The organism is Sphingobium sp. EP60837, assembly GCF_001658005.1.
GTDB lineage: Bacteria > Pseudomonadota > Alphaproteobacteria > Sphingomonadales > Sphingomonadaceae > Sphingobium > Sphingobium tyrosinilyticum.
This window is the reverse complement of sequence record NZ_CP015986.1, coordinates 1,047,754-1,065,788: the sequence shown is the minus strand read 5'-3', so window position 1 is coordinate 1,065,788 and position 18,035 is coordinate 1,047,754. Positions and strand designations below refer to the sequence as shown.

The following is an 18,035-nucleotide window of genomic DNA, read 5'->3' as shown; positions in this document are numbered from 1 at the left end:
TAAGGTGTGGATTACGCAATCCACATTTCGCAACGTCAGGAACCCATGCCGGTATCGCAGGATCGTCAGCAGACGAACGCCGAAACGGCAAAGCCGCCGATTCCGGAGGACGAGCTCGATCGGTTGGAGGCGCTGGAACATTACCGCCTTGGTGGCATTGGCCGCGAATTAGCGTTTGATCGTATAACCCAGTTAGCAGCAAGCCTGTTCGATGTGCCCATGTCGCTTGTGTCGATCGTCGGGTCGGACACGCAATGCTTCCGCGGGGCCTGCGGCATCGACCAAACTCACACTTCGCGCGATATCGCATTTTGCGCTTTCGCGATCCTGCAGCGAGACGTCATGGTGGTGCCCGATGCGATGCAGGATGCGCGCTTCCGCGGTAACCCGCTGGTGAGGGGCGAGCCGCATATCCGCTTTTATGCTGGCGCGCCGCTGCGGGTGGCCAATGGGCAACCCATAGGCACTCTGTGCATCATTGATTACAAGCCTCGGTTGTTCAGTGAGCAGGACAAAAGCCTCCTAGCCCAACTGGCGCGGACAGTTATCGATTTGATCGAATTGCGGGTTGAAGGCTTCGCGGCCGAGGAGCATCGCCGTAAGCTGGATGAAGAACGGCAGTTGTTGAAACTGACGGTGGAAAATGTCAGCGGCGGGGTGGCCGTGGTCGATCAAGACCTGCGGCTGATGTTGTGGAACCAGGCTTTTGTCGATCTGTTCGACTATGCCCCCGACAGCGTGGATGACGGAGTGGACGCATGCAATCTCATCCGTCTCACGGCCCAACGCGGCGAATTGGGGCCTGGCGATCCTGATCAGATCGTCGCTGGCTTTGTCCAATCCATTCGTACCAATCATAGCCGCCGCTTGGAAATACAGCGCCGCGACGGTCGCATCCTCGACATTCGCCGGGAGTCAATCAGGGGTGGGCGGTTCATCATGACTGCCCGCGATGTCACGCAGGAAAGACAGATTAGCCGGATCAAGGATGAGCTTGTTTCGACCGTGAGCCATGAACTTCGGACGCCGCTGACCGCTATTTTCGGCGCATTGGGTCTCATGGCGGGCGGCGCTGCGGGCGAGTTGCCGGAGCGCGCCAAGCAGTTGGTCGCGATCGGTAGTAAGAATGCCGAACGGTTGATCCATCTGGTGAACGACCTGCTGGACATGGATAAGCTGCAGTCGGGCAAGCTGGCCTTCCATTTTGAGGACCACGACCTGGGCGCTCTGCTGGCCGAGGCGGTTGAGCAGATCGAGCCTTATGCGCAGCGGTTCAGCGTACAGGTCGATTTCGATCCGGCCGCCGCGCCCGTCATCGCCAAGGTTGACGGGAACCGTGTCTGCCAGGTGATGGCCAACCTTTTGTCGAACGCCTGCAAATTCTCGCCCGCCGGAGGGCATGTGCGCGTTTCGCTTGAGCGCGCGGGCCAAGTGGCTCGCATATGTGTCGCCGACGACGGGCCTGGCATCTCAGCCGAATTTCAGACGAGGCTGTTCAAGCGTTTCGAACAGGAGGATGGTGCGCATCAGCTTGGCCATAACGGCACCGGCTTGGGCCTCGCCATCAGCAAGGCCATTGTCGAGGCGCATGGCGGGACCATCGCGCTGGATCCGGCAGCGGAGAGGGGGGCGACTTTCCTGGTCGAATTGCCTCTTTCCCCCATAGATTAAGAAGGGAAAGCGGAGATGACTCGCATCCTGTATGTCGATGATGAGGCTGACCTGCGGGAAATCGCGGCTATGTCGCTGGAGCTGGACCCTGAACTGCAAGTCAGAACCGCGGCGTCGGGCAGCGAAGCACTGGAGCAGGCGAAGCAATGGAAACCTGCGCTTATCCTGCTCGACGTTATGATGCCCGGCATGGATGGACCCGCGACGCTGACGGCATTGGGGATTGATCCAGCCACGCAATCCATCCCTGTGGCGTTCATCACTGCCAAGACGCATCCGCGCCACGTGAATGACTTGAAGTCGCTCGGCGCCTGCGCGGTGCTGGCCAAGCCTTTCGATCCCATGACCCTGGCGGCAACGGTGCGGACCTTGCTCCGTTGATGAGCGGGCCGGATCAGAAGATGGAGATGCTGCGTGAGCGCTTCCACCGGCGGGCAGCGTCAGACCGAGCGGAAATGGTTGTGGCGCTCCGGCAGGGCGACCTTCCGCAGTTGTTGCGACTGGCCCATGGGTTGGCGGGGATCGCCGCCATCTTCGGCTATCGAGAGGTCAGCGTGCGGGCGTCGGCTTTGGAGGACGGGATAGAAAGGGAGCTTGACGGTACGGCGCTGGCGGATCTGGGCGGGGCGCTGATCGCGGCATTGGACGAGGTTGGCGGTTCCTCATGTGACCGGAGGACATAACAGGCCACTCCTTCGATATGCCATTTCGACAAGCTCAATGGCTACTCAGGACGAAGGAAGAGTGGCGAAGGTTTACCGTACACTCGAGGCCCCTCTCCGGGGAAGCGCAGAAAAAGGGCGGCATCCGAAGATACCGCCCCATTCCAGCTATGCTGGACCGGTCAGCTCTGCATGATGCGGAGCCAGGCCGATTACTTGAGCTCGACGGTCGCGCCAGCTTCTTCCAGCTGCTTCTTGATCTTCTCGGCTTCGTCCTTGCCAACGCCTTCCTTGACGGCCTTCGGCGCGCCTTCGACGAGCGACTTGGCTTCGGTCAGGCCCAGGCCGGTGATGGCGCGGACTTCCTTGATGACGTTGATCTTCTTGCCACCGTCGCCGGTGAGAACGACGTCGAATTCGGTCTGCTCTTCAGCGGCCGGAGCGGCAGCGGCAGCGGCCGGGCCAGCGACGGCGACGGCAGCGGCGGCCGAAACGCCCCACTTTTCTTCCAGAGCCTTCGAGAGCTCAGCGGCTTCGAGGACGGTGAGGGCCGAGAGCTGATCGACCAGTGCGTTGATGTCTGCCATGTTACTATATTCCCTTCTGGGCGGGGCATGTGCCCCTGATATGAGAGTTGAAAACCTGTCTTGCCGGAAAAGCCGGGGCCCTTAGGCCGCGTTCTTTTCCGCATAGGCGTTGAAGACCCGCGCGAGCTGCGCAGCCGGCGCCTGGGTGACGGTCGCGAGCTTGGTCGCGGGTGCAACGAGCAGCCCGACAATCTTCGCACGCAGTTCATCCAGCGACGGCATCGAGGCGAGCGCCTTGACGCCCTCCGCGTTCAGCAGCACTTCGCCCATCGCGCCACCAACGATCTCAAGCTTGTCGTTGGTCTTGGCGAATTCGACCGCAACCTTGGCGGCTGCGACCGGATCGGCCGAGGAGGCAAGAGCGACCGGACCAGTCAGCAGGCTGCTGAGGCTGGTATAGTCGGTGCCTTCAAGGGCGATCCTGGCGAGGCGGTTCTTCGTAACCTTGAAGGTCGCGCCGGCTTCGCGCATTTTCTGGCGCAGGTCCGTCGACTGGGCGACGGTCATGCCGAGGTTGCGGGTCACGACGACCACGCCAACTTCTGCCAGATGTGCGTTCAGCGCGGAAACGACCTCAGCTTTCTGATTACGATCCATGCCATTCTCCACTTCATGTCCATCGGACGACCCGATGAACGGCAAAAACCCGCGACGAATCACGGGGCATTGGTCCGAAGGGGAGAGATCGACTGGCCCGCATCCTCATGGGAAAACAGGCAGACCCGGACAGGGCAAAGGCCCGGCCGGTAAAGAACTTTTCCCCGTCTAGGTTGGAGATTAAGAAGGGCAAATTCCCTTCACCAACTGTCTCGGACGGAAGACCATCGACATTGCTGCCGGGGGTCCGCTGCGGGCGCCCCTACATATTTGTAGGAGCCCTGTCACGCAAAATCTGGCGGTTGGGCGTGGCGAATGGCGGAAAACGGCCGTTTTCCGTCGAAGTTCACACCATATGCGCGCGCGTGCGCAGGCGCGCGTAGGCGGCGTGAGAAGCAGGGCCGATATTTCAAAGACCGGGGCGGGATAAGCAGGTCGGAGGGATGTAGGACAGGGAAGAATGGGTTCTCGAGACAAATAGGATGTTTTTGGGTAAGCCGTGGCGTGCGGGTTACAGTTGGGGGGAGCAGCGTCGGATCCGATCAGCAGTGGCCCCTCATAAAGCCGGTTCGTTTCGAGCGAAGGTTCGAGCTTGTCGAGAACCAAAGTCGAGACGCACCTGAGGACCACTTTCTCGATACGGCTTCTCGACAAGCTCGAAGCCTACTCGAACCGAACGGTGTTTAAATGGAGAGCTGGGGTCCACCCCTCACTCTCCTACACCCGGTCTGCCTGCACCACGGCATCCAGCGCGCGAAGGGCCGAGAGGATGCGGTTCAAATGCTGGGCGTCGCTTACCTCCAGGTCGATAATGTCGGTGTGGAACGGCCCTTCGCGGTTCACCAGCTGGAGGTTGAGAATGTTCGCCTTCGTCGCGCCGAACACATTGGCGACGGCAGCGAGCGCACCCGGCTGGTTCTTGACGATCACCTGAAGCCGCGCGGTGCCTCCCTTGGACTTGCTGTCCCAGGCAAGGTCGATCCAATCGTCGTCCTGGCCGGCTTCGAGCGAGCGGCAATCAATGGTATGGACCTCGATCGGCTCGCCGGTGCGGCGCACGCCGACGATGCGGTCTCCGGGGACGGGATGGCAGCAGTCGCCCAGATTATAGGCAATGCCCGGCGTCAGGCCGCGGATGGAGACCGGCGCATGTTGGCGGGGATGCGCTTCTTCCATGCCCTCGGCGCTGGTCGATCCCGGAACAAGAGCCTCCATGACCTCTGAATCCCGCAAGCGATGAGTGGCGATGGCGATCATCAGCGCGCCGCGATCCTCAAGCTTCAAGCGTTTGAGAGCGGCTTTCAGCGCCTTTTCTCCCAGTTCGCTGGCGAGTTCGGGGGAGAGGCGGCCGATAATCTCGTCGTAGAGCTTTTCGCCGAGCGCGATTTCCTCGCCCCGCTGCTTTTGCCGGATGAACCGGCGGATGGCGGCCCGCGCCTTGCCGGTTATGGCGAAGGTGAGCCATCCCGGTTGCGGTTCCTGCCCTTCCGACTTCAGGATTTCGACCTGATCGCCATTTTCAAGCGGCGTGCGGAGGGGCACCACACGGCCGTTGACCTTCGCGCCCACCGTCTGGTTGCCGAGCGAGGTGTGCACTGCATAGGCGAAATCAACCGGGGTCGAGCCCTTGGGCAACTGATGCAGCTCGCCCTTGGGGGAGAAGGCGAAGATGCGGTCCTGGTACATCGCCATGCGGGTATGTTCGAGAAGCTCGTCCGCGTCCTGACTCTGCTCCAGAATTTCAACCAGGTCGCGCAGCCAAGCGGCGTGGTGGTCCGCCGCGTCGCCCTTTTGCTTGTAGGCCCAGTGCGCGGCGAGCCCCAATTCCGCGTCATGGTGCATGTCGCGGCTGCGGATCTGCACCTCGATACGGGCATTGTCCTGATGGATGACGGTCGTGTGCAGCGAGCGGTAGCCGTTGCGCTTGGGCGTGGAGATATAGTCTTTGAAGCGCCCCGGAACCATCTTGTAGGTCTGGTGGATGACGCCCAGCGCGCGGTAGCAATCTTCCGTCGTCTCGGTAATGACGCGGAACGCCATAACATCGGTCAGCTGTTCGAAGCTGATGTGCCGTTCCTGCATCTTCTTCCAGATGGAGTAGGGGTGCTTCTCCCGGCCGGAAACGGTGACAGGCAGGTTCTTCCCGCCCAGCAGCAGCTGCAGTTCCGCGCCGATGCGATCGACCTTGTCGTGCCCGCCTTCCTTCAGCTGTTCCAGACGCTTGGTGATGCTGTCATAAGCTTCCGGCTCCAACTCGCGGAAAGACAGGAGCTGCATTTCGCGCATGAAGTCGTACATGCCGATCCGCTCGGCGAGCGGCGCATAGATATCCATCGTCTCGCGCGCGATGCGGCGGCGTTTCGCTTCATTCTTGATGAAGTGCAGCGTACGCATATTGTGCAGCCGGTCGGCGAGCTTCACCAGCAGCACGCGGATGTCGTCCGACATGGCGAGCAGGAATTTGCGCAGATTTTCCGCCGCCCGTTCATTTTCGGACATCGCCTCAATCTTCGACAGCTTGGTCACGCCATCGACCATGCGCGCGACATCCTTGCCGAACGCATTTTCAATCTCCTCATAGGTGACAAGCGTATCTTCGATCGTGTCGTGCAGCAGCGCGGTGACGATCGTTTGGTCATCCAGGCTGAAGTCGGTCAAAATGCCCGCGACCTCAATGGGATGACTGAAATAGGGGTCGCCGCTGGCGCGCTTCTGGGACCCGTGTTTCTGAACGGAAAAGACGTAGGCGCGGTTGATCATCGCTTCGTCCGCGTTCGGATCGTAGCGTTTCACTCTCTCAACAAGTTCATATTGACGCAGCATTGTTACCCGATTGTCCGGGAAGCATCTTGCTGTGCAACAAAAAAATCCCATCTTGGCGTAAAATGGCCGCGCTTTTGCAACGGCTGTGGCTTTGAGCTATCTAGGCAGGACGATGAAGCACAATCTGGCGCAGGATCTGGAACAATGCGCGCTACCCAGCGCATTGGAAGCGATGGGTGAGCGCTGGTCTTTTCTCATCTTGCGAGGCGCTCTGTCCGGCATCCGGCATTTCGAGGAATTTCAATCCACCCTGGGCATCGCCCGCAACATCCTGGCCAATCGTCTGGCGCGGCTAGTGGAAAACGGCATCATGCTGCGGCAACCGATGCAGTGCGACCGGCGCAAGATTGAATATCGACTGACGGAAAAGGGTCAGGAGTTGGCCCCCGTCATGATCGCGCTGCGGCAGTGGGGAGAAAAGTGGGGTTGCGGTCCTGTGTCCTCCCAAGTGCTGGCTGATCGGCGTGATGGCCAACCGATCCGGAAGATGACCATTCAGGCGCATGACGGGCGGCCGCTGGAATTGAGCGATCTGGTGTGGCTCTGTCCCGACGAGATTACGCCGATGGGTTCGGAGCCCGCTGCGGCTGCTTAGGGCAGGTCCCGGCAAAAAAGCGGTTCCCACTTTTTTGCCGGATGTTCTAGGCTGGCGGCAATGTCTGTGCATCGCATCCAGCCTCAGCCCTTCTTTGCTGACAAGAACCGCGCCTTTTGGAACCTGCAATCAGTAGGCTGGGCGGGCGCTTTCCTGCTCCGCGGCTCTTCGACCATCGCCAATGGTCAGCCGCTCTCCAGCCTAATCCCGGTGATGATTTCGACGGTCACCGGCTATTCGGTGACGTTGCTGATCGCGGTGATCTTTCGTTTCCTGCAGAGACAGCGGCCGATCGTTACCTGGGGCGCTTCGATCGTGACCGTGGTCACCGCGGCGGGACTGGTGGCATTTATCGACGCCTGGGTGTTTTCCACGCAAAATCGCGGCAGTGATACAGCGGGGCTCCAGCTTTTCCTGGGTGCCTTTTATCTTAGCATTACATTGCTCGGAGCTTGGTCTGCGCTCTATTATGCGATCAACTTCTACCTGACGGTGGAGGAGCAGGCCGATCAGCTGCTGCGGCTGGAAAACCAGGCTTCAAGCGCGCAGCTCGCCATGCTGCGTTATCAGCTCAATCCCCATTTCCTGTTCAATACGCTGAACAGCATTTCGACGCTGGTGCTGCTGAAGCAAACGGACCGGGCGAATGCAATGCTCTCACGCTTGTCCTCCTTTCTGCGCTATACACTGATCAATGAGCCGACGGCGCAGGTGACGATCGAGCAGGAGGTGGAAACGCTGAAACTCTATCTGGAGATTGAGAAGATGCGGTTCGAGGACAGGTTGCGGCCCGTCTTTAACATCGATCCCGCCGTGGCGCAGTCGCGTCTGCCTTCCCTGCTGCTGCAGCCGCTGGTCGAAAATGCGATCAAATATGCGGTGACGCCCAAGGAAGAAGGTGCGGAAATCTCCATTACAGCGCAGCCTGCCGGTGAAAACGTCCGGATCGTCGTGTCGGACACGGGTCCGGGATTGAACGAGGGGTTCACCCGCCCGAACAATCCGTCAAGCGAAGGAACAGGCGTTGGCTTGGCGAATATCCGTGACCGCCTGATTCAGGCGTTCGGGGAACGACAGAGCTTTGAAACGCGTTCCACGCCAGGCGGTTTTTCGGTGCAGATCGAAATGCCGCTTAATCTGGATGAACCATCGAAAGTGGCCGCATGACCATAAGAACAATCCTCGTCGACGACGAAAGCCTGGCTATCCAAGGCCTCAAGCTGCGTCTGGAAGCGCATGAGGATGTCGAAATCGTAGAAACCTGCTCGAACGGCCGCGAAGCCATCCGAGCAATCAAGACGCATAAACCCGACCTTGTGTTCCTCGACATTCAGATGCCTGGATTTGATGGCTTTTCTGTCGTCCAGGGCTTGATGGAAGTCGAGCCGCCGCTTTTCATATTCTGCACCGCCTATAGCGACCACGCGATCCGCGCTTTTGAGGCGCAGGCGGTCGATTACCTCATGAAGCCGGTGGATGAAGGGCGCCTCGCCGATGCGCTCGACCGGGTACGCCAGCGCCTTTCTGAAAAGAAGCAGGTGCAGGAGGCGGAAAAGCTGCGCGAAGTGCTGGCCGAGGTTGCGCCGGACGCGATGAATGAATTCAACGCTGGCGGCGACGAGGATGCGCCGTCCTCCAATCGCTTCGAAAAGCTCATCAATATCAAGGATCGGGGCCAGATTTTCCGCGTGGACGTAGATTCGATCGAGCGGATCGACGCGGCGGGCGATTATATGTGTATTTATACTGCCGATAATTCGCTGATTTTGCGCGAAACCATGAAGGATCTGGAGAAAAGATTGGACCCCAGGAATTTCCAGCGGGTGCATCGGTCGACGATCGTTAACCTAAGTCAAGTTCGGCAGGTGAAGCCGCATACTAATGGCGAATGTTTCCTGGTGCTAGAGTCGGGCGCTCAGGTGAAGGTCAGCCGGTCCTATCGGGATGTGGTGGCGCGGTTCGTGCACTGAGTTTCAACGAAAAACCCATTGGCGGTTGAGGCCGAACATCACTGCCGGCGTCACGAAAATCATAGCCGGGATGGGAGACCATTCCGGCCATTGCATATGGGTGACGCAGAGGAATACCCAGAGGGCGTTGAGGGCGTAGCTGAGTAGTGAGACCGCGACGAACTTGATCCCCCGCGCCGCATGCCCTGCATCGCCGCCATGTCCGCGGAAGGTGAAGGCGCTGTGCGTGACATAGCCGATCATGACCGCAGCCAGATAGCCGGTGACGTTGGCGATTTGCGGATGCCATCCGACCAACGCCGCCAGCGTCCAGTAAATCGCCGCCTGGCAAGCGGTGATGAAGAGGCCGCTGACGCCGTACCGGACGATCTGCCAGAACAGGGCCTGTCTTTCCGGCGGCAGGCGTGACAGCAATTTCATGAAGGCCCCGTTGCGATTTGATGCGGAGCCTCTAATCCACCCGCCATGAACTTGCAAAGCGGTGTTCCCTTGCGCGGCCGTGCGATGCGCGCCTTGACCATGCTGTCCACAAGGGCGGAGCGGCACTGGAAATGGCTGACCTTCCTCCTGTGGGTCGTGGCCGTGGCATGGCTGCTCTATTCCCGCTGGCCTTCTATCCATTGGCTGACCCTGAACGACACGGACGACAATATCCGCTTCGTCCAGGTGAAGGACTGGCTGGCCGGGCAGGGTTGGTACGACCTGCGGCAATATCGGCTGGACCCGCCCGCAGGGTTCGACATCCATTGGTCGCGTCTGGTCGATCTGCCGATCGCCGCCCTGATGTTGTTCTTCCGCGCGTTCGTCGAACAGGGGCTTGCCGACCGGCTGGCGTGCGCGATCGCGCCGATGATCCCGCTGCTGCCGCTGATGCTGGCGCTTGGTTTCATCGCGCGGCGGCTCGCTGGCGGCAATGGCTGGATATTGGCCGCGCTGGCCCCCTTCGCCGCGCAGATGGGGATCAGCATGTTCGTGCCGATGCGCATCGATCATCATGGCTGGCAGCTGGCCTTGACCGTCACGATGCTGGCGGGGCTGATTGACCGCAACTGGCTGCGCGGTGGCATCATCGCGGGGGTCAGCAGCGCGCTGTCGATCGCCATCGGCATGGAGATGATCGTCTATCTGGCGGCAGGCGGGGCGCTGATCGCGCTGCGCTGGGTGTTCAAGGAAGGCGCGGGGCGGCGGATGCTGCCCTATGCGCTAAGCCTCGCAGGATCGGTATCCATCCTGTTCCTGATCTTTGCGAGCTACGCCAATCGGCAGATGGTGTGCGATGCGATCTCGCCGATCTGGGTCGCGATCTTCGGCGCGGTCGGCGCTGGCATGACGCTGCTCGCACTGCTGCCGCTGCGCAGTTGGCCTGCACGGCTGGGGGCGGGTATCGTGGTTGGGGCCGCCGTCGCGGCCTTCGCCTGGTTCAACTGGCCCCAATGCCTGACCGGCGCGTACCAGATTTCGCCCGAGCTGGAGCGGTTGTGGCTGGCCAACATCCGGGAAGCCAAGCCGATCACAGTGCAGGCGCGCAGCCTGGTGGTGCCGCTGATGGCGATTCCGGTGGCGGGACTGTTCGGCCTGATCTGGGCGCTATGGGAATCGCGGCGCGACAGTGACCGGCTGTGGGCCTGGGCGACGGTGGGGCTGATGATGCTCTTTTCGACCGCCTTGCTCTTCTGGCAGCTGCGTGCGGGCCCTGCGGCGCAACTGCTGGCTATCCCGGCCGCGGCCTGGGCCGCGCATCGCGTGATCCAGGCGGTCTTCTTCGGCAGGCCCCTGGCGCGCATATTGGGCATCGCGGGAACCGCGCTGCTCGCGACAGCGGCCTTCGCAACACCTCTTTATCCACAGATGAACCAGCTATGGGCGGCTGTGTCGGGCGAGAAGCCCAAGCCGCAGAAGCCCGGGGTCAAGACCAGGTATCAGACGATCAACAAGGCCAATGGCCGTTGCCGCTCGCTGCCAGCGTTGGAAGTGCTGAACCAGCTGCCCCCCGCTACCATTTTCACCATGGTCGATCTTGGGCCGCGCCTGATCGCGACGACGCATCACAGAGCGCTTGCCGGCCCCTATCATCGCAATGGCAAGGTGATCCTGGACCTGCACCATGCCTTTGACGGGTCGCCCGAGGCTTTCCGTCCGATCGCGGCGCGGCATCACGCCACCTATTTGCTGATCTGCCCCGGCTTCCCGGAAGGGACCGTCTATCAGTCGCGCAGCCCGCGCGGCTTTTATGCGGGGATGATGCGGGGCGATGTGCCAAGCTGGCTGCATCGTGTGCCGCTCAAGAGCGGCTTCACCCTGCCTTATACGCTCTACCGGATCGATTATTCAGCGGCGGACGGCAAAAAAGTCTCGCAGCAGCGCTGACGCCTCTGCTTCGCCCAGCCCGCCATAGACCTCCGGCCGGTGCAGGCATTGGGGCTGGGTGAAGAGCCGGGGACCTTGCTCGATCGCGCCGCCCTTGGGATCGGACGCGCCATAATAGAGGCGGGCGATGCGTGCATGGGAAATGGCGCCCGCGCACATGGGACAGGGCTCCAGCGTCACCCAGAGGTCGCAGCCGGTGAGGCGGAAATCGCCAATTTGCGCCGCCGCCGCGCGCAAGGCGACGATTTCGGCATGGGCGGTCGGATCATTATCCCGCCGGTTGCGGTTTTCGCCCTCTCCAATAATCTGTCCATCGCGCGTCACGACTGCGCCAATAGGCACTTCGCCCGCGCGCTCAGCCGCGATGGCGAGGTCAAGCGCCCGGCGCATGGGGGAGGGCAGTGGGAAGGGCGGCACCATGACACCGCCCCCTACAGCATGTTCCTGCGTTACGGAATGATCAGGGCTTTTTCACGTCCACCGTCGGTACTTCGACCGTTTCGTTGCGGGTGCCTACTTCGACCTTCGCCACATCGGCCTGGAATTTAGGCAGTTGCCCGCCCTCTACCGCGATCTTGGGCAGGCTGCCTTCCTGCGTTTTCTGCAGGTTGATGAAGCCGGTGGCGATGCCCCCAGCCAGCAGCAGCAGCACAATCAGCAACAAGCCGCCAATGAGTCGCATTGCGCCTTCCTTTCCTCTATGGGCAGCAAACGTCCGAGCGGGGAAAAGGGTTGCGAAAGCGGTCCGACCATCGGGCGGAGCGGCTTGACGCGCGGTGGGAATCCGGTTAGTGGCGCCGCTTTCCGAACGTACATGAACTACAAGGTTGATTGACTATGTCGCGCATTTGCGAGTTGACCGGCAAGGGCCGCCAGGTGGGTCACAATGTTTCCCACGCCAATAACAAGACGAAGCGCGTGTTCCTGCCCAACTTGCAGAACGTGTCGCTCATCTCCGAAACGCTGGAAACGACCGTGAAGCTGCGCGTGTCGACCCATGGTCTGCGTTCGGTCGAACATAATGGCGGCCTGGACAACTGGCTGCTGAAGACCAACGATGAAAAGCTGTCGCTGAAGGCGCGCCGCCTGAAGCGCGACATCGTGAAGAAGCAGGCTGCTGCGGCCGCCTGATTCGGTTCGATATTCGGCTTTAAGAAGCGGCCTGGCGATGGGCCGCTTTTTTGCGTTGCTCGAGGGTCGAGGCGGATTCGGGATGGGCAATCCGTCACCCCGGATGTGATCCGGGGTCCCGCTTCCTTCCTGCGCTTTCCGAATAAGCGGGACCCCGGGTCGAGCCCGGGGTGACGGTTAGGGAATGTCGGGCCTGCCCTGCTTCAGCGCAAATTTCAGCAGCAGGGTGCGCTGGAAAAATTCGTGATTATCGTCTGACGCGATCCACAGGATAATCCTGCTGCCTTCGCGGGTGATTGCGAGCCCTTCGAAATTGTCGGCCAAGAGCGGTGGCGCGAGCCGGGCGATCGGGCGGGCCCACAGGCGATCGTCGGGGCGGGGGCTGGCGGGCAGTTCGATCACCGCCAAGGTGGCGGTGAAAAGGTCCTTCAGCGTGACGCGGCGGTTCAGCACCAGCAAGCGCCGTCCATCCAACGCAACGGCGTCCGTGGGCCTGTATCCCTTTGGCGGCACATAGCGCAGGTGGATGGGGGATGGGGTGGCGCTCTCCGCAGGGTCGCCGCTGAACAGCAGCGTATCGTGGGTGCCGTCGCCCCTCATCCCCATCTCGGCGATCACGAGGAAGCGGCCATCCGGCAGGCGCGCCATCGATTCTATCGAGCCGGTCTCCGGCCATGCTTCGATCTCCGGCCATGTGCGGCAGGATTCTACCCGCGAAAAGCCGGGCGCATAGCGGCAGATGCGCTGGAGCATTTCAAAGCCGACCCAGTAGCGATCCGTGACCGGATCATGGGCAATCGCTTCTGAATCCCAGGCCCACCAGGGCTGATCCTGGTCCTGCGTTCGCACCGGCAGGGGCGCGATGAAGGGATGGCGGCTGCCGGGGCCGGGATGGAGGGTGAAGCCCATTAACGTGCCGGAGTCGCTCAGCGCAAGCACTTCGTCCCGCCCATCGACCAGGAGCGAGGAGATGCCGCCGAAGCCGCGATGGGGGCTGCTGAGCTGCCAGCCTCCGAGATAGTCGAGCGCGCCGCTGCTGTGGATCGCCGGGTCCGTAGCGCTTAAAGGCAGCGCCCGCGCGGTGACGAGCAGGGGGCCAGGGCCAAACAATTCAGGCTTATTCTTGTGCGGCGCCGGCAACAGCAGGATCGCAAGGAGCAAAACGATCAATATTCGGCGCATCGCCCCCGCCATAAGCAATCCGGTGCCGCGAACCAATGGCCTTCCTGCCTAATCAGTCCGCGCATGGGACATGTGCTCTTTTTAAGCGTAGAATGGCGGATCACGAGAAAGCGCTGACAAGCATTTGGACTGAGGTGATTTTATCTGAACGGCGGCTGACACGCCCATTCAGGCTTGGCTCAATGCGAATCGGGCAAAAGGGGTGCAATCGATGGTGCGGGCAACACCAATATGCACCGGGATCGATGGCAAGATTTTGAGGAGCAACGCCATGAAGACCAAGTTTTTGATCAATATGGGGGCGGCGCTGGCAATGGGCGCTGCCTCTCTCGCCGTCAGTGCGGCGCCGGCCCAGGCGCGCGATGGCTGGGGCCGTTATGAACGCGGCGACTATTATCGCGGCGACAGGGGCTATCGTGGTTATCGCGGCGACTATTATCGCGGCTATCGTGGCGACCGCTATTATCGCGACAATTATTATCGCGGTTACCGGGGCGGCTATCGTTGCCGGGACAATGGGACCGGCGGGACCATCATCGGTGCGATCGCGGGCGGCCTGCTCGGCAATGAGATCGGCAAGGGCAGCGGCCGCTATGGACGCCGGGGTGACGGCACGACGGGCGCCATCGTTGGCGCGGGCGTGGGTGCGCTGGCCGGCCGGGCGATCGATCGCGACTGCTGATTACGGTCCGCATTATTAAAGAAGAAGGGCTGCCCGTTGGGCGGCCCTTTTTTTTGCCCGCCGCGGGCTGGGGGTGGAGCTGTCACCCAAGCCCAATAGAAAAGGGCCGCTCCGTTGCCGGGCGGCCCTGTTCCCAACATATCCCGAAAGGGAATTACATCGCGTTGGCGGTGGCGTTCGCGGCAGCGTTGCTGGCGTTTTCAGCAGCGTTGGCAGCGTTCACGGCAGCGTTCTCAGCGGCGTTCATGGCATTGTCGGCAGCATTCGAAGCATTCTCAGCAGCGTTGGCCGAAGCATTGGCGGCGTTGTCGGCGTTACCCGAGCAAGCGGCGAGGCCGAGCGACGCGGCGAGAACGAGCGAAAGAGCAATCGACTTGGTCATGGGCAAACCCCTCTCAGAGATAAAAACAGTGCAGACCACTCTCGGAGAAAAGTTCACCCCCCTTTGCGCCTGCGGGGCCGATTCGTAATGAATTGGGCGACTCATGGCAATCCCATTCATGCGACTCGCCATTTTGCTGGCTTTTGTCGAAGTGGTAAAGGGAAGTCGCGGCGCGGCCATTGACGTATATAAAGATTTCTTTATATGGATAAAGCATGAGCGCCGCACTCGACATCTTCAGAGCTTTGAGCGATCCGACGCGGCTGCGTATCATCTATCTGCTGCGCGCGATGGAGCTGGCGGTCGGGGAGATCGCGCAGGTCGTGGGCCAAAGCCAGCCGCGCGTTTCCCGCCATGTCCGCATCCTTGCCGAAGCGGGATTGGTCGAGCGGCGCAAGGAAGGCAATTGGGTTTTTCTGCGATTGGGGCAAGCCGTCGCGATCGCGCCGTTCCTGACGCTTTTCGATCAGTTGGTCCCGTCCGAAAGCGAAGAGCTGTGGCAGAAGGCCGACCTTGCCCGGCTGGCGGCGGTGCGGGCGGACCGTTCGCGCGCAGCGGAGAGCTATTTCGCCGAACATGCCGAGGAATGGGACGCGATCCGGTCGCTGCATGTGCCTGATGTGGATGTGGAAGCCGCGATGACGGCGCTGCTGGGGGCGGAGGCGATCGGGCATTTGCTGGATATCGGCACCGGCACCGGGCGGATGATCGAGCTGTTCGGCCCGTCGGCCGATCAGGTCACAGCGCTTGATCGCAGCCCCGACATGTTGCGCCTGGCGCGTGCCAAGCTGCCTGAGGATGCAGGGGGCAAATATGCGCTGGTGCTGGGCGACTTCGGCGCGCTTCCGCTGGAGCCGGGCAGCATCGACACGGTGGTGCTGCACCAGGTTCTGCACTATGCGCAGGCGCCCGAGGTAGTGATCGCCGAGGCGGCTCGGGTGACTGCGGCAGGGGGCCGGGTGCTGATCGCGGACTTTGCGGCGCATGAGAGGGAAGAGCTGCGGCTGCGCGACCAGCATGCGCGGTTGGGCTTTTCCGACGAGCAGATCGAAAGCTGGTTCGCGCAGGCGGGCCTGGAACTGGAGCGGGTGGAGGTGATGCCCGGCCAGGAACTGACGGTGGTATTATGGCTGGGGCGGCGTCTGGGCGCGCGCATCCTGCGACATGAAGGACGACTTTCCGCATGACACTTTCCTTTCCTTCCGTCGAAGAGGCCCGGCGGGCGCTGGACGCGCCGCTCTATGCGGACCTCGCGGGCGACCTGAATGTGAGCTTCGAATTCTTCCCGCCCAAGACGGAGAAGATGGAGGAGCAGCTCTGGTCCGCGATCGAGACGCTGACGCCGTTGGCGCCGAAGTTCGTATCGGTCACCTATGGCGCGGGCGGTTCGACGCGGGAGCGGACGCATAACACGGTGGCGCGGATCGCGAAGGAAACGCCCCTGTCGGCGGCGGCGCATCTGACCTGCGTGGCGGCGAGCAAGGCCGAGATCGACGAGGTGGTGGACGCCTATTGGGAAGCAGGCGTGCGGCATATCGTCGCGCTGCGCGGCGATCCGCCTGAGGCGGGCTGCAAATTCGAGCCGCATCCGGAAGGCTACCAAGGCGCGGCGGAACTGGTCGAAGGGCTGCGTAAGCGGCATCCTTTCGAAATTTCGGTGGCGGCCTATCCCGAGACGCATCCCGACGCGCTGAATGCGCAGAGCGACATCGATAATCTCAAGCGCAAGCTGGACGCGGGCGCGAGCCGGGCGATCACGCAATTCTTCTTCGAGCCGGACACCTTCTTCCGTTTCCGCGACACGGTTGCGGCGGCGGGGATCGATGCGGAGATCATCCCCGGCATCATGCCGGTCAGCAATTTCGCGGCGGTTCAGCGCATGTCGGCCATGTGCAACACCGATGTTCCCGGCTGGATGGGCAAGCTGTTCGAGGGGCTGGACGACCTGCCCGCTGCGCGGCAGCTGGTGTCCGCGACGCTGGCGGCGGAACTGTGCCGCAAGCTTTATGCGGGTGGGGTGCGCGACTTCCATTTCTATACGCTCAACCGGGCGGAACTGAGCTATGCGATCTGCCATCTGCTCGGGCTTCGGCCGCAGGTGGCGGCGATGGCGTAAGATGTTGAGTTCCGTTCGTCCTGAGTAGCATTGAGCGAAGTCGAAATGGCGTATCGAAGGTTCCTTCGATACGGGTCTTTGGCAAGCTCAGCCCCTACTCAGGACGAACGGCTGAATTTTTGGGCGGAGTTGGACGAAATATGACCGCTGAACAATTATTCCGCGCCTTGGCGGCGGAAAAGATCATGATCTTCGACGGCGGCTACGGCACGTCGATCCAGAAGCATGGGCTGACCGAGGCGGATTATCGTGGGTCGCTCGATCTGGCGAAGGATCAGAAGGGCAATAACGACCTGCTCTGTCTGACCCGGCCGGATATCGTCGAGGGCATCCACACCGCCTATCTCGACGCCGGGGCGGACATGATCGAGACGAACACCTTCTCGTCCACCAAGATCGCCATGGCCGATTATGGCTGTGAGCATCTGGTGCGGGAGATCAACATCGCCGCTGCCCACATCGCGCGCAAGGCGTGCGAGGCCGCTACGGCAAAGGATGGGCGTCCGCGTTTCGTGGCGGGGTCGATCGGGCCGACGAACAAGACGCTGTCGATCTCGCCCGATGTGAACGACCCGGCCTATCGAGAGGTCGACTATGATACGCTCAAGGCCGACTATCGCGAGCAGTGCGACGCGCTGATCGAGGGTGGGGTGGACTTCCTGCTGGTCGAAACCTGTTTCGACACGCTGAACGCCAAGGCTGCAGGCATGGCGGCGCGGGAGGCCGAGGCTGCGGCCGGGCGGCCGGTGCCGCTGATGCTGAGCTTCACCATCACCGACATGTCCGGGCGGAACCTGTCGGGGCATACGATCAATGCCTTCTGGTATTCGCTGCGGCATTTGAAGCCGCTGACCATCGGGGTGAACTGTGCCTTCGGGGCGGATTTGCTGCGGCCTTATCTGAGCGAACTGGCGAAGAATGCCGATACGCTGATCCTGGCCTATCCCAATGCGGGGCTGCCCAATGAGCTGGGGCAGTATGATGAGCTGCCGGAAACGACCGCTTCGCTCATTCGCCAGTGGGTGGATGAGGGGCTGGTCAATATGGTCGGCGGTTGCTGCGGTACGACGCCTGCTCATATCGGCGCGGTCGCGAAGGCGCTGGCGGGGCATAAGCCTCGCGTGGTGCCGGAGTTGCCGGTGGTGACGCGGCTTGCGGGCCTCGAACCGATGCATATCGCGGCGTAAGATTATTCCCCCTCCCGCAGGCGGGAGGGGGCTAGGGGGTGGGCTGATCCAGGCGCCATCCCGAGACGGCCCACCCCCGGCCC

General features: G+C 61.6%; 20 protein-coding genes. 12 read left to right on the top strand and 8 right to left on the bottom strand.

Translation table 11 applies throughout. The features are described from left to right. Window positions 1-6: 6 nt before the first annotated feature. The 3 genes from EP837_RS05195 to EP837_RS05185 are packed head-to-tail and all read left to right on the top strand — an operon-like array spanning window position 7 to window position 2,354. Complete coding sequence (locus EP837_RS05195; RefSeq protein WP_197486311.1) at window positions 7-1,671, top strand: GAF domain-containing sensor histidine kinase; 1,665 nt, start codon at window positions 7-9, stop codon at window positions 1,669-1,671. 15 nt (window positions 1,672-1,686) lie between these two features. Continuing rightward, window positions 1,687-2,052, top strand: a complete 366-nt coding sequence (locus EP837_RS05190) for a response regulator (protein WP_066525067.1) — start codon at window positions 1,687-1,689, stop codon at window positions 2,050-2,052. Continuing rightward, window positions 2,052-2,354, top strand: coding sequence for an Hpt domain-containing protein (locus tag EP837_RS05185; RefSeq protein ID WP_066525064.1), 303 nt, complete (start codon window positions 2,052-2,054; stop codon window positions 2,352-2,354). Before EP837_RS05190 ends, EP837_RS05185 begins: the two co-directional genes overlap by 1 nt. Window positions 2,355-2,545: 191 nt before the next feature. On the opposite strand, the gene rplL is transcribed toward EP837_RS05185, so the two are convergent. The 3 genes from rplL to EP837_RS05170 all read right to left on the bottom strand — a co-directional run bounded on the left by rplL (window position 2,546) and on the right by EP837_RS05170 (window position 6,340). Next, entirely contained in the window at window positions 2,546-2,920 is a 375-nt protein-coding gene (gene rplL, locus EP837_RS05180; RefSeq protein ID WP_066525063.1) for a 50S ribosomal protein L7/L12, read from the bottom strand. Window positions 2,921-3,001: 81 nt separating this feature from the next. Next, complete coding sequence (gene rplJ, locus EP837_RS05175; RefSeq protein ID WP_066528753.1) at window positions 3,002-3,517, bottom strand: 50S ribosomal protein L10; 516 nt, start codon at window positions 3,515-3,517, stop codon at window positions 3,002-3,004. Between the two features lie 717 nt (window positions 3,518-4,234). Next, window positions 4,235-6,340, bottom strand: coding sequence for a RelA/SpoT family protein (locus EP837_RS05170; protein WP_066525061.1), 2,106 nt, complete (start codon window positions 6,338-6,340; stop codon window positions 4,235-4,237). Between the two features lie 112 nt (window positions 6,341-6,452). Here EP837_RS05170 and EP837_RS05165 point away from each other — a divergent pair, with 112 nt between their 5' ends. From EP837_RS05165 to EP837_RS05155, 3 genes are read left to right on the top strand one after another with little or no spacing between them, the layout of a single operon-like run. Next, a complete protein-coding gene (locus EP837_RS05165; RefSeq protein ID WP_066525060.1) occupies window positions 6,453-6,935 on the top strand; it encodes a winged helix-turn-helix transcriptional regulator in 483 nt (160 codons plus the stop codon). A gap of 60 nt (window positions 6,936-6,995) precedes the next feature. After that, window positions 6,996-8,102 (top strand): sensor histidine kinase, encoded by a 1,107-nt coding sequence (locus EP837_RS05160; RefSeq protein ID WP_066525054.1) that lies wholly within the window; start codon window positions 6,996-6,998, stop codon window positions 8,100-8,102. After that, window positions 8,099-8,905: a LytR/AlgR family response regulator transcription factor gene (locus tag EP837_RS05155; RefSeq protein ID WP_062118703.1), complete on the top strand. Its 807-nt coding sequence runs from the start codon at window positions 8,099-8,101 to the stop codon at window positions 8,903-8,905. The genes EP837_RS05160 and EP837_RS05155 overlap by 4 nt, the downstream gene beginning before the upstream one ends. Window positions 8,906-8,908: 3 nt before the next feature. On the opposite strand, the gene EP837_RS05150 is transcribed toward EP837_RS05155, so the two are convergent. Further along, window positions 8,909-9,325, bottom strand: a complete 417-nt coding sequence (locus EP837_RS05150; protein ID WP_066525051.1) for a GtrA family protein — start codon at window positions 9,323-9,325, stop codon at window positions 8,909-8,911. Between the two features lie 45 nt (window positions 9,326-9,370). Between EP837_RS05150 and EP837_RS05145 the strand changes: the two genes are divergently transcribed. Then, window positions 9,371-11,272, top strand: a complete 1,902-nt coding sequence (locus tag EP837_RS05145) for a hypothetical protein (RefSeq protein WP_066525039.1) — start codon at window positions 9,371-9,373, stop codon at window positions 11,270-11,272. Here EP837_RS05145 and EP837_RS05140 read toward each other — a convergent pair. Both EP837_RS05140 and EP837_RS05135 read right to left on the bottom strand, forming a co-directional pair. Further along, window positions 11,234-11,692, bottom strand: a complete 459-nt coding sequence (locus tag EP837_RS05140; protein ID WP_066525036.1) for a nucleoside deaminase — start codon at window positions 11,690-11,692, stop codon at window positions 11,234-11,236. The two genes, EP837_RS05145 and EP837_RS05140, sit on opposite strands and share 39 nt — an antisense overlap. A 40-nt stretch (window positions 11,693-11,732) precedes the next feature. After that, window positions 11,733-11,954 (bottom strand): hypothetical protein, encoded by a 222-nt coding sequence (locus EP837_RS05135; protein WP_066525034.1) that lies wholly within the window; start codon window positions 11,952-11,954, stop codon window positions 11,733-11,735. 155 nt (window positions 11,955-12,109) lie between these two features. Between EP837_RS05135 and rpmB the strand changes: the two genes are divergently transcribed. Beyond that, a complete protein-coding gene (gene rpmB / locus EP837_RS05130; RefSeq protein ID WP_066525033.1) occupies window positions 12,110-12,403 on the top strand; it encodes a 50S ribosomal protein L28 in 294 nt (97 codons plus the stop codon). A 177-nt stretch (window positions 12,404-12,580) separates the two neighbouring features. On the opposite strand, the gene EP837_RS05125 is transcribed toward rpmB, so the two are convergent. Then, entirely contained in the window at window positions 12,581-13,585 is a 1,005-nt protein-coding gene (locus EP837_RS05125; protein ID WP_066528750.1) for an esterase-like activity of phytase family protein, read from the bottom strand. Between the two features lie 271 nt (window positions 13,586-13,856). Between EP837_RS05125 and EP837_RS05120 the strand changes: the two genes are divergently transcribed. Beyond that, complete coding sequence (locus tag EP837_RS05120; RefSeq protein ID WP_066525032.1) at window positions 13,857-14,267, top strand: glycine zipper 2TM domain-containing protein; 411 nt, start codon at window positions 13,857-13,859, stop codon at window positions 14,265-14,267. 154 nt (window positions 14,268-14,421) lie between these two features. Here the strand turns inward: EP837_RS05120 and EP837_RS05115 are convergent, their stop codons facing one another. Continuing rightward, window positions 14,422-14,649: a circumsporozoite protein gene (locus EP837_RS05115; protein WP_066525028.1), complete on the bottom strand. Its 228-nt coding sequence runs from the start codon at window positions 14,647-14,649 to the stop codon at window positions 14,422-14,424. Window positions 14,650-14,864: 215 nt separating this feature from the next. Between EP837_RS05115 and EP837_RS05110 the strand changes: the two genes are divergently transcribed. The 3 genes from EP837_RS05110 (at window position 14,865) to EP837_RS05100 (ending at window position 17,952) form a co-directional block, all read left to right on the top strand. Further along, window positions 14,865-15,836 (top strand): ArsR/SmtB family transcription factor, encoded by a 972-nt coding sequence (locus tag EP837_RS05110; RefSeq protein WP_066525025.1) that lies wholly within the window; start codon window positions 14,865-14,867, stop codon window positions 15,834-15,836. Beyond that, window positions 15,833-16,765, top strand: coding sequence for a methylenetetrahydrofolate reductase (gene metF, locus EP837_RS05105; RefSeq protein ID WP_066525022.1), 933 nt, complete (start codon window positions 15,833-15,835; stop codon window positions 16,763-16,765). Before EP837_RS05110 ends, metF begins: the two co-directional genes overlap by 4 nt. Window positions 16,766-16,905: 140 nt before the next feature. Further along, a complete protein-coding gene (locus EP837_RS05100; RefSeq protein ID WP_066525021.1) occupies window positions 16,906-17,952 on the top strand; it encodes a homocysteine S-methyltransferase family protein in 1,047 nt (348 codons plus the stop codon). Window positions 17,953-18,035 lie beyond the last annotated feature (83 nt).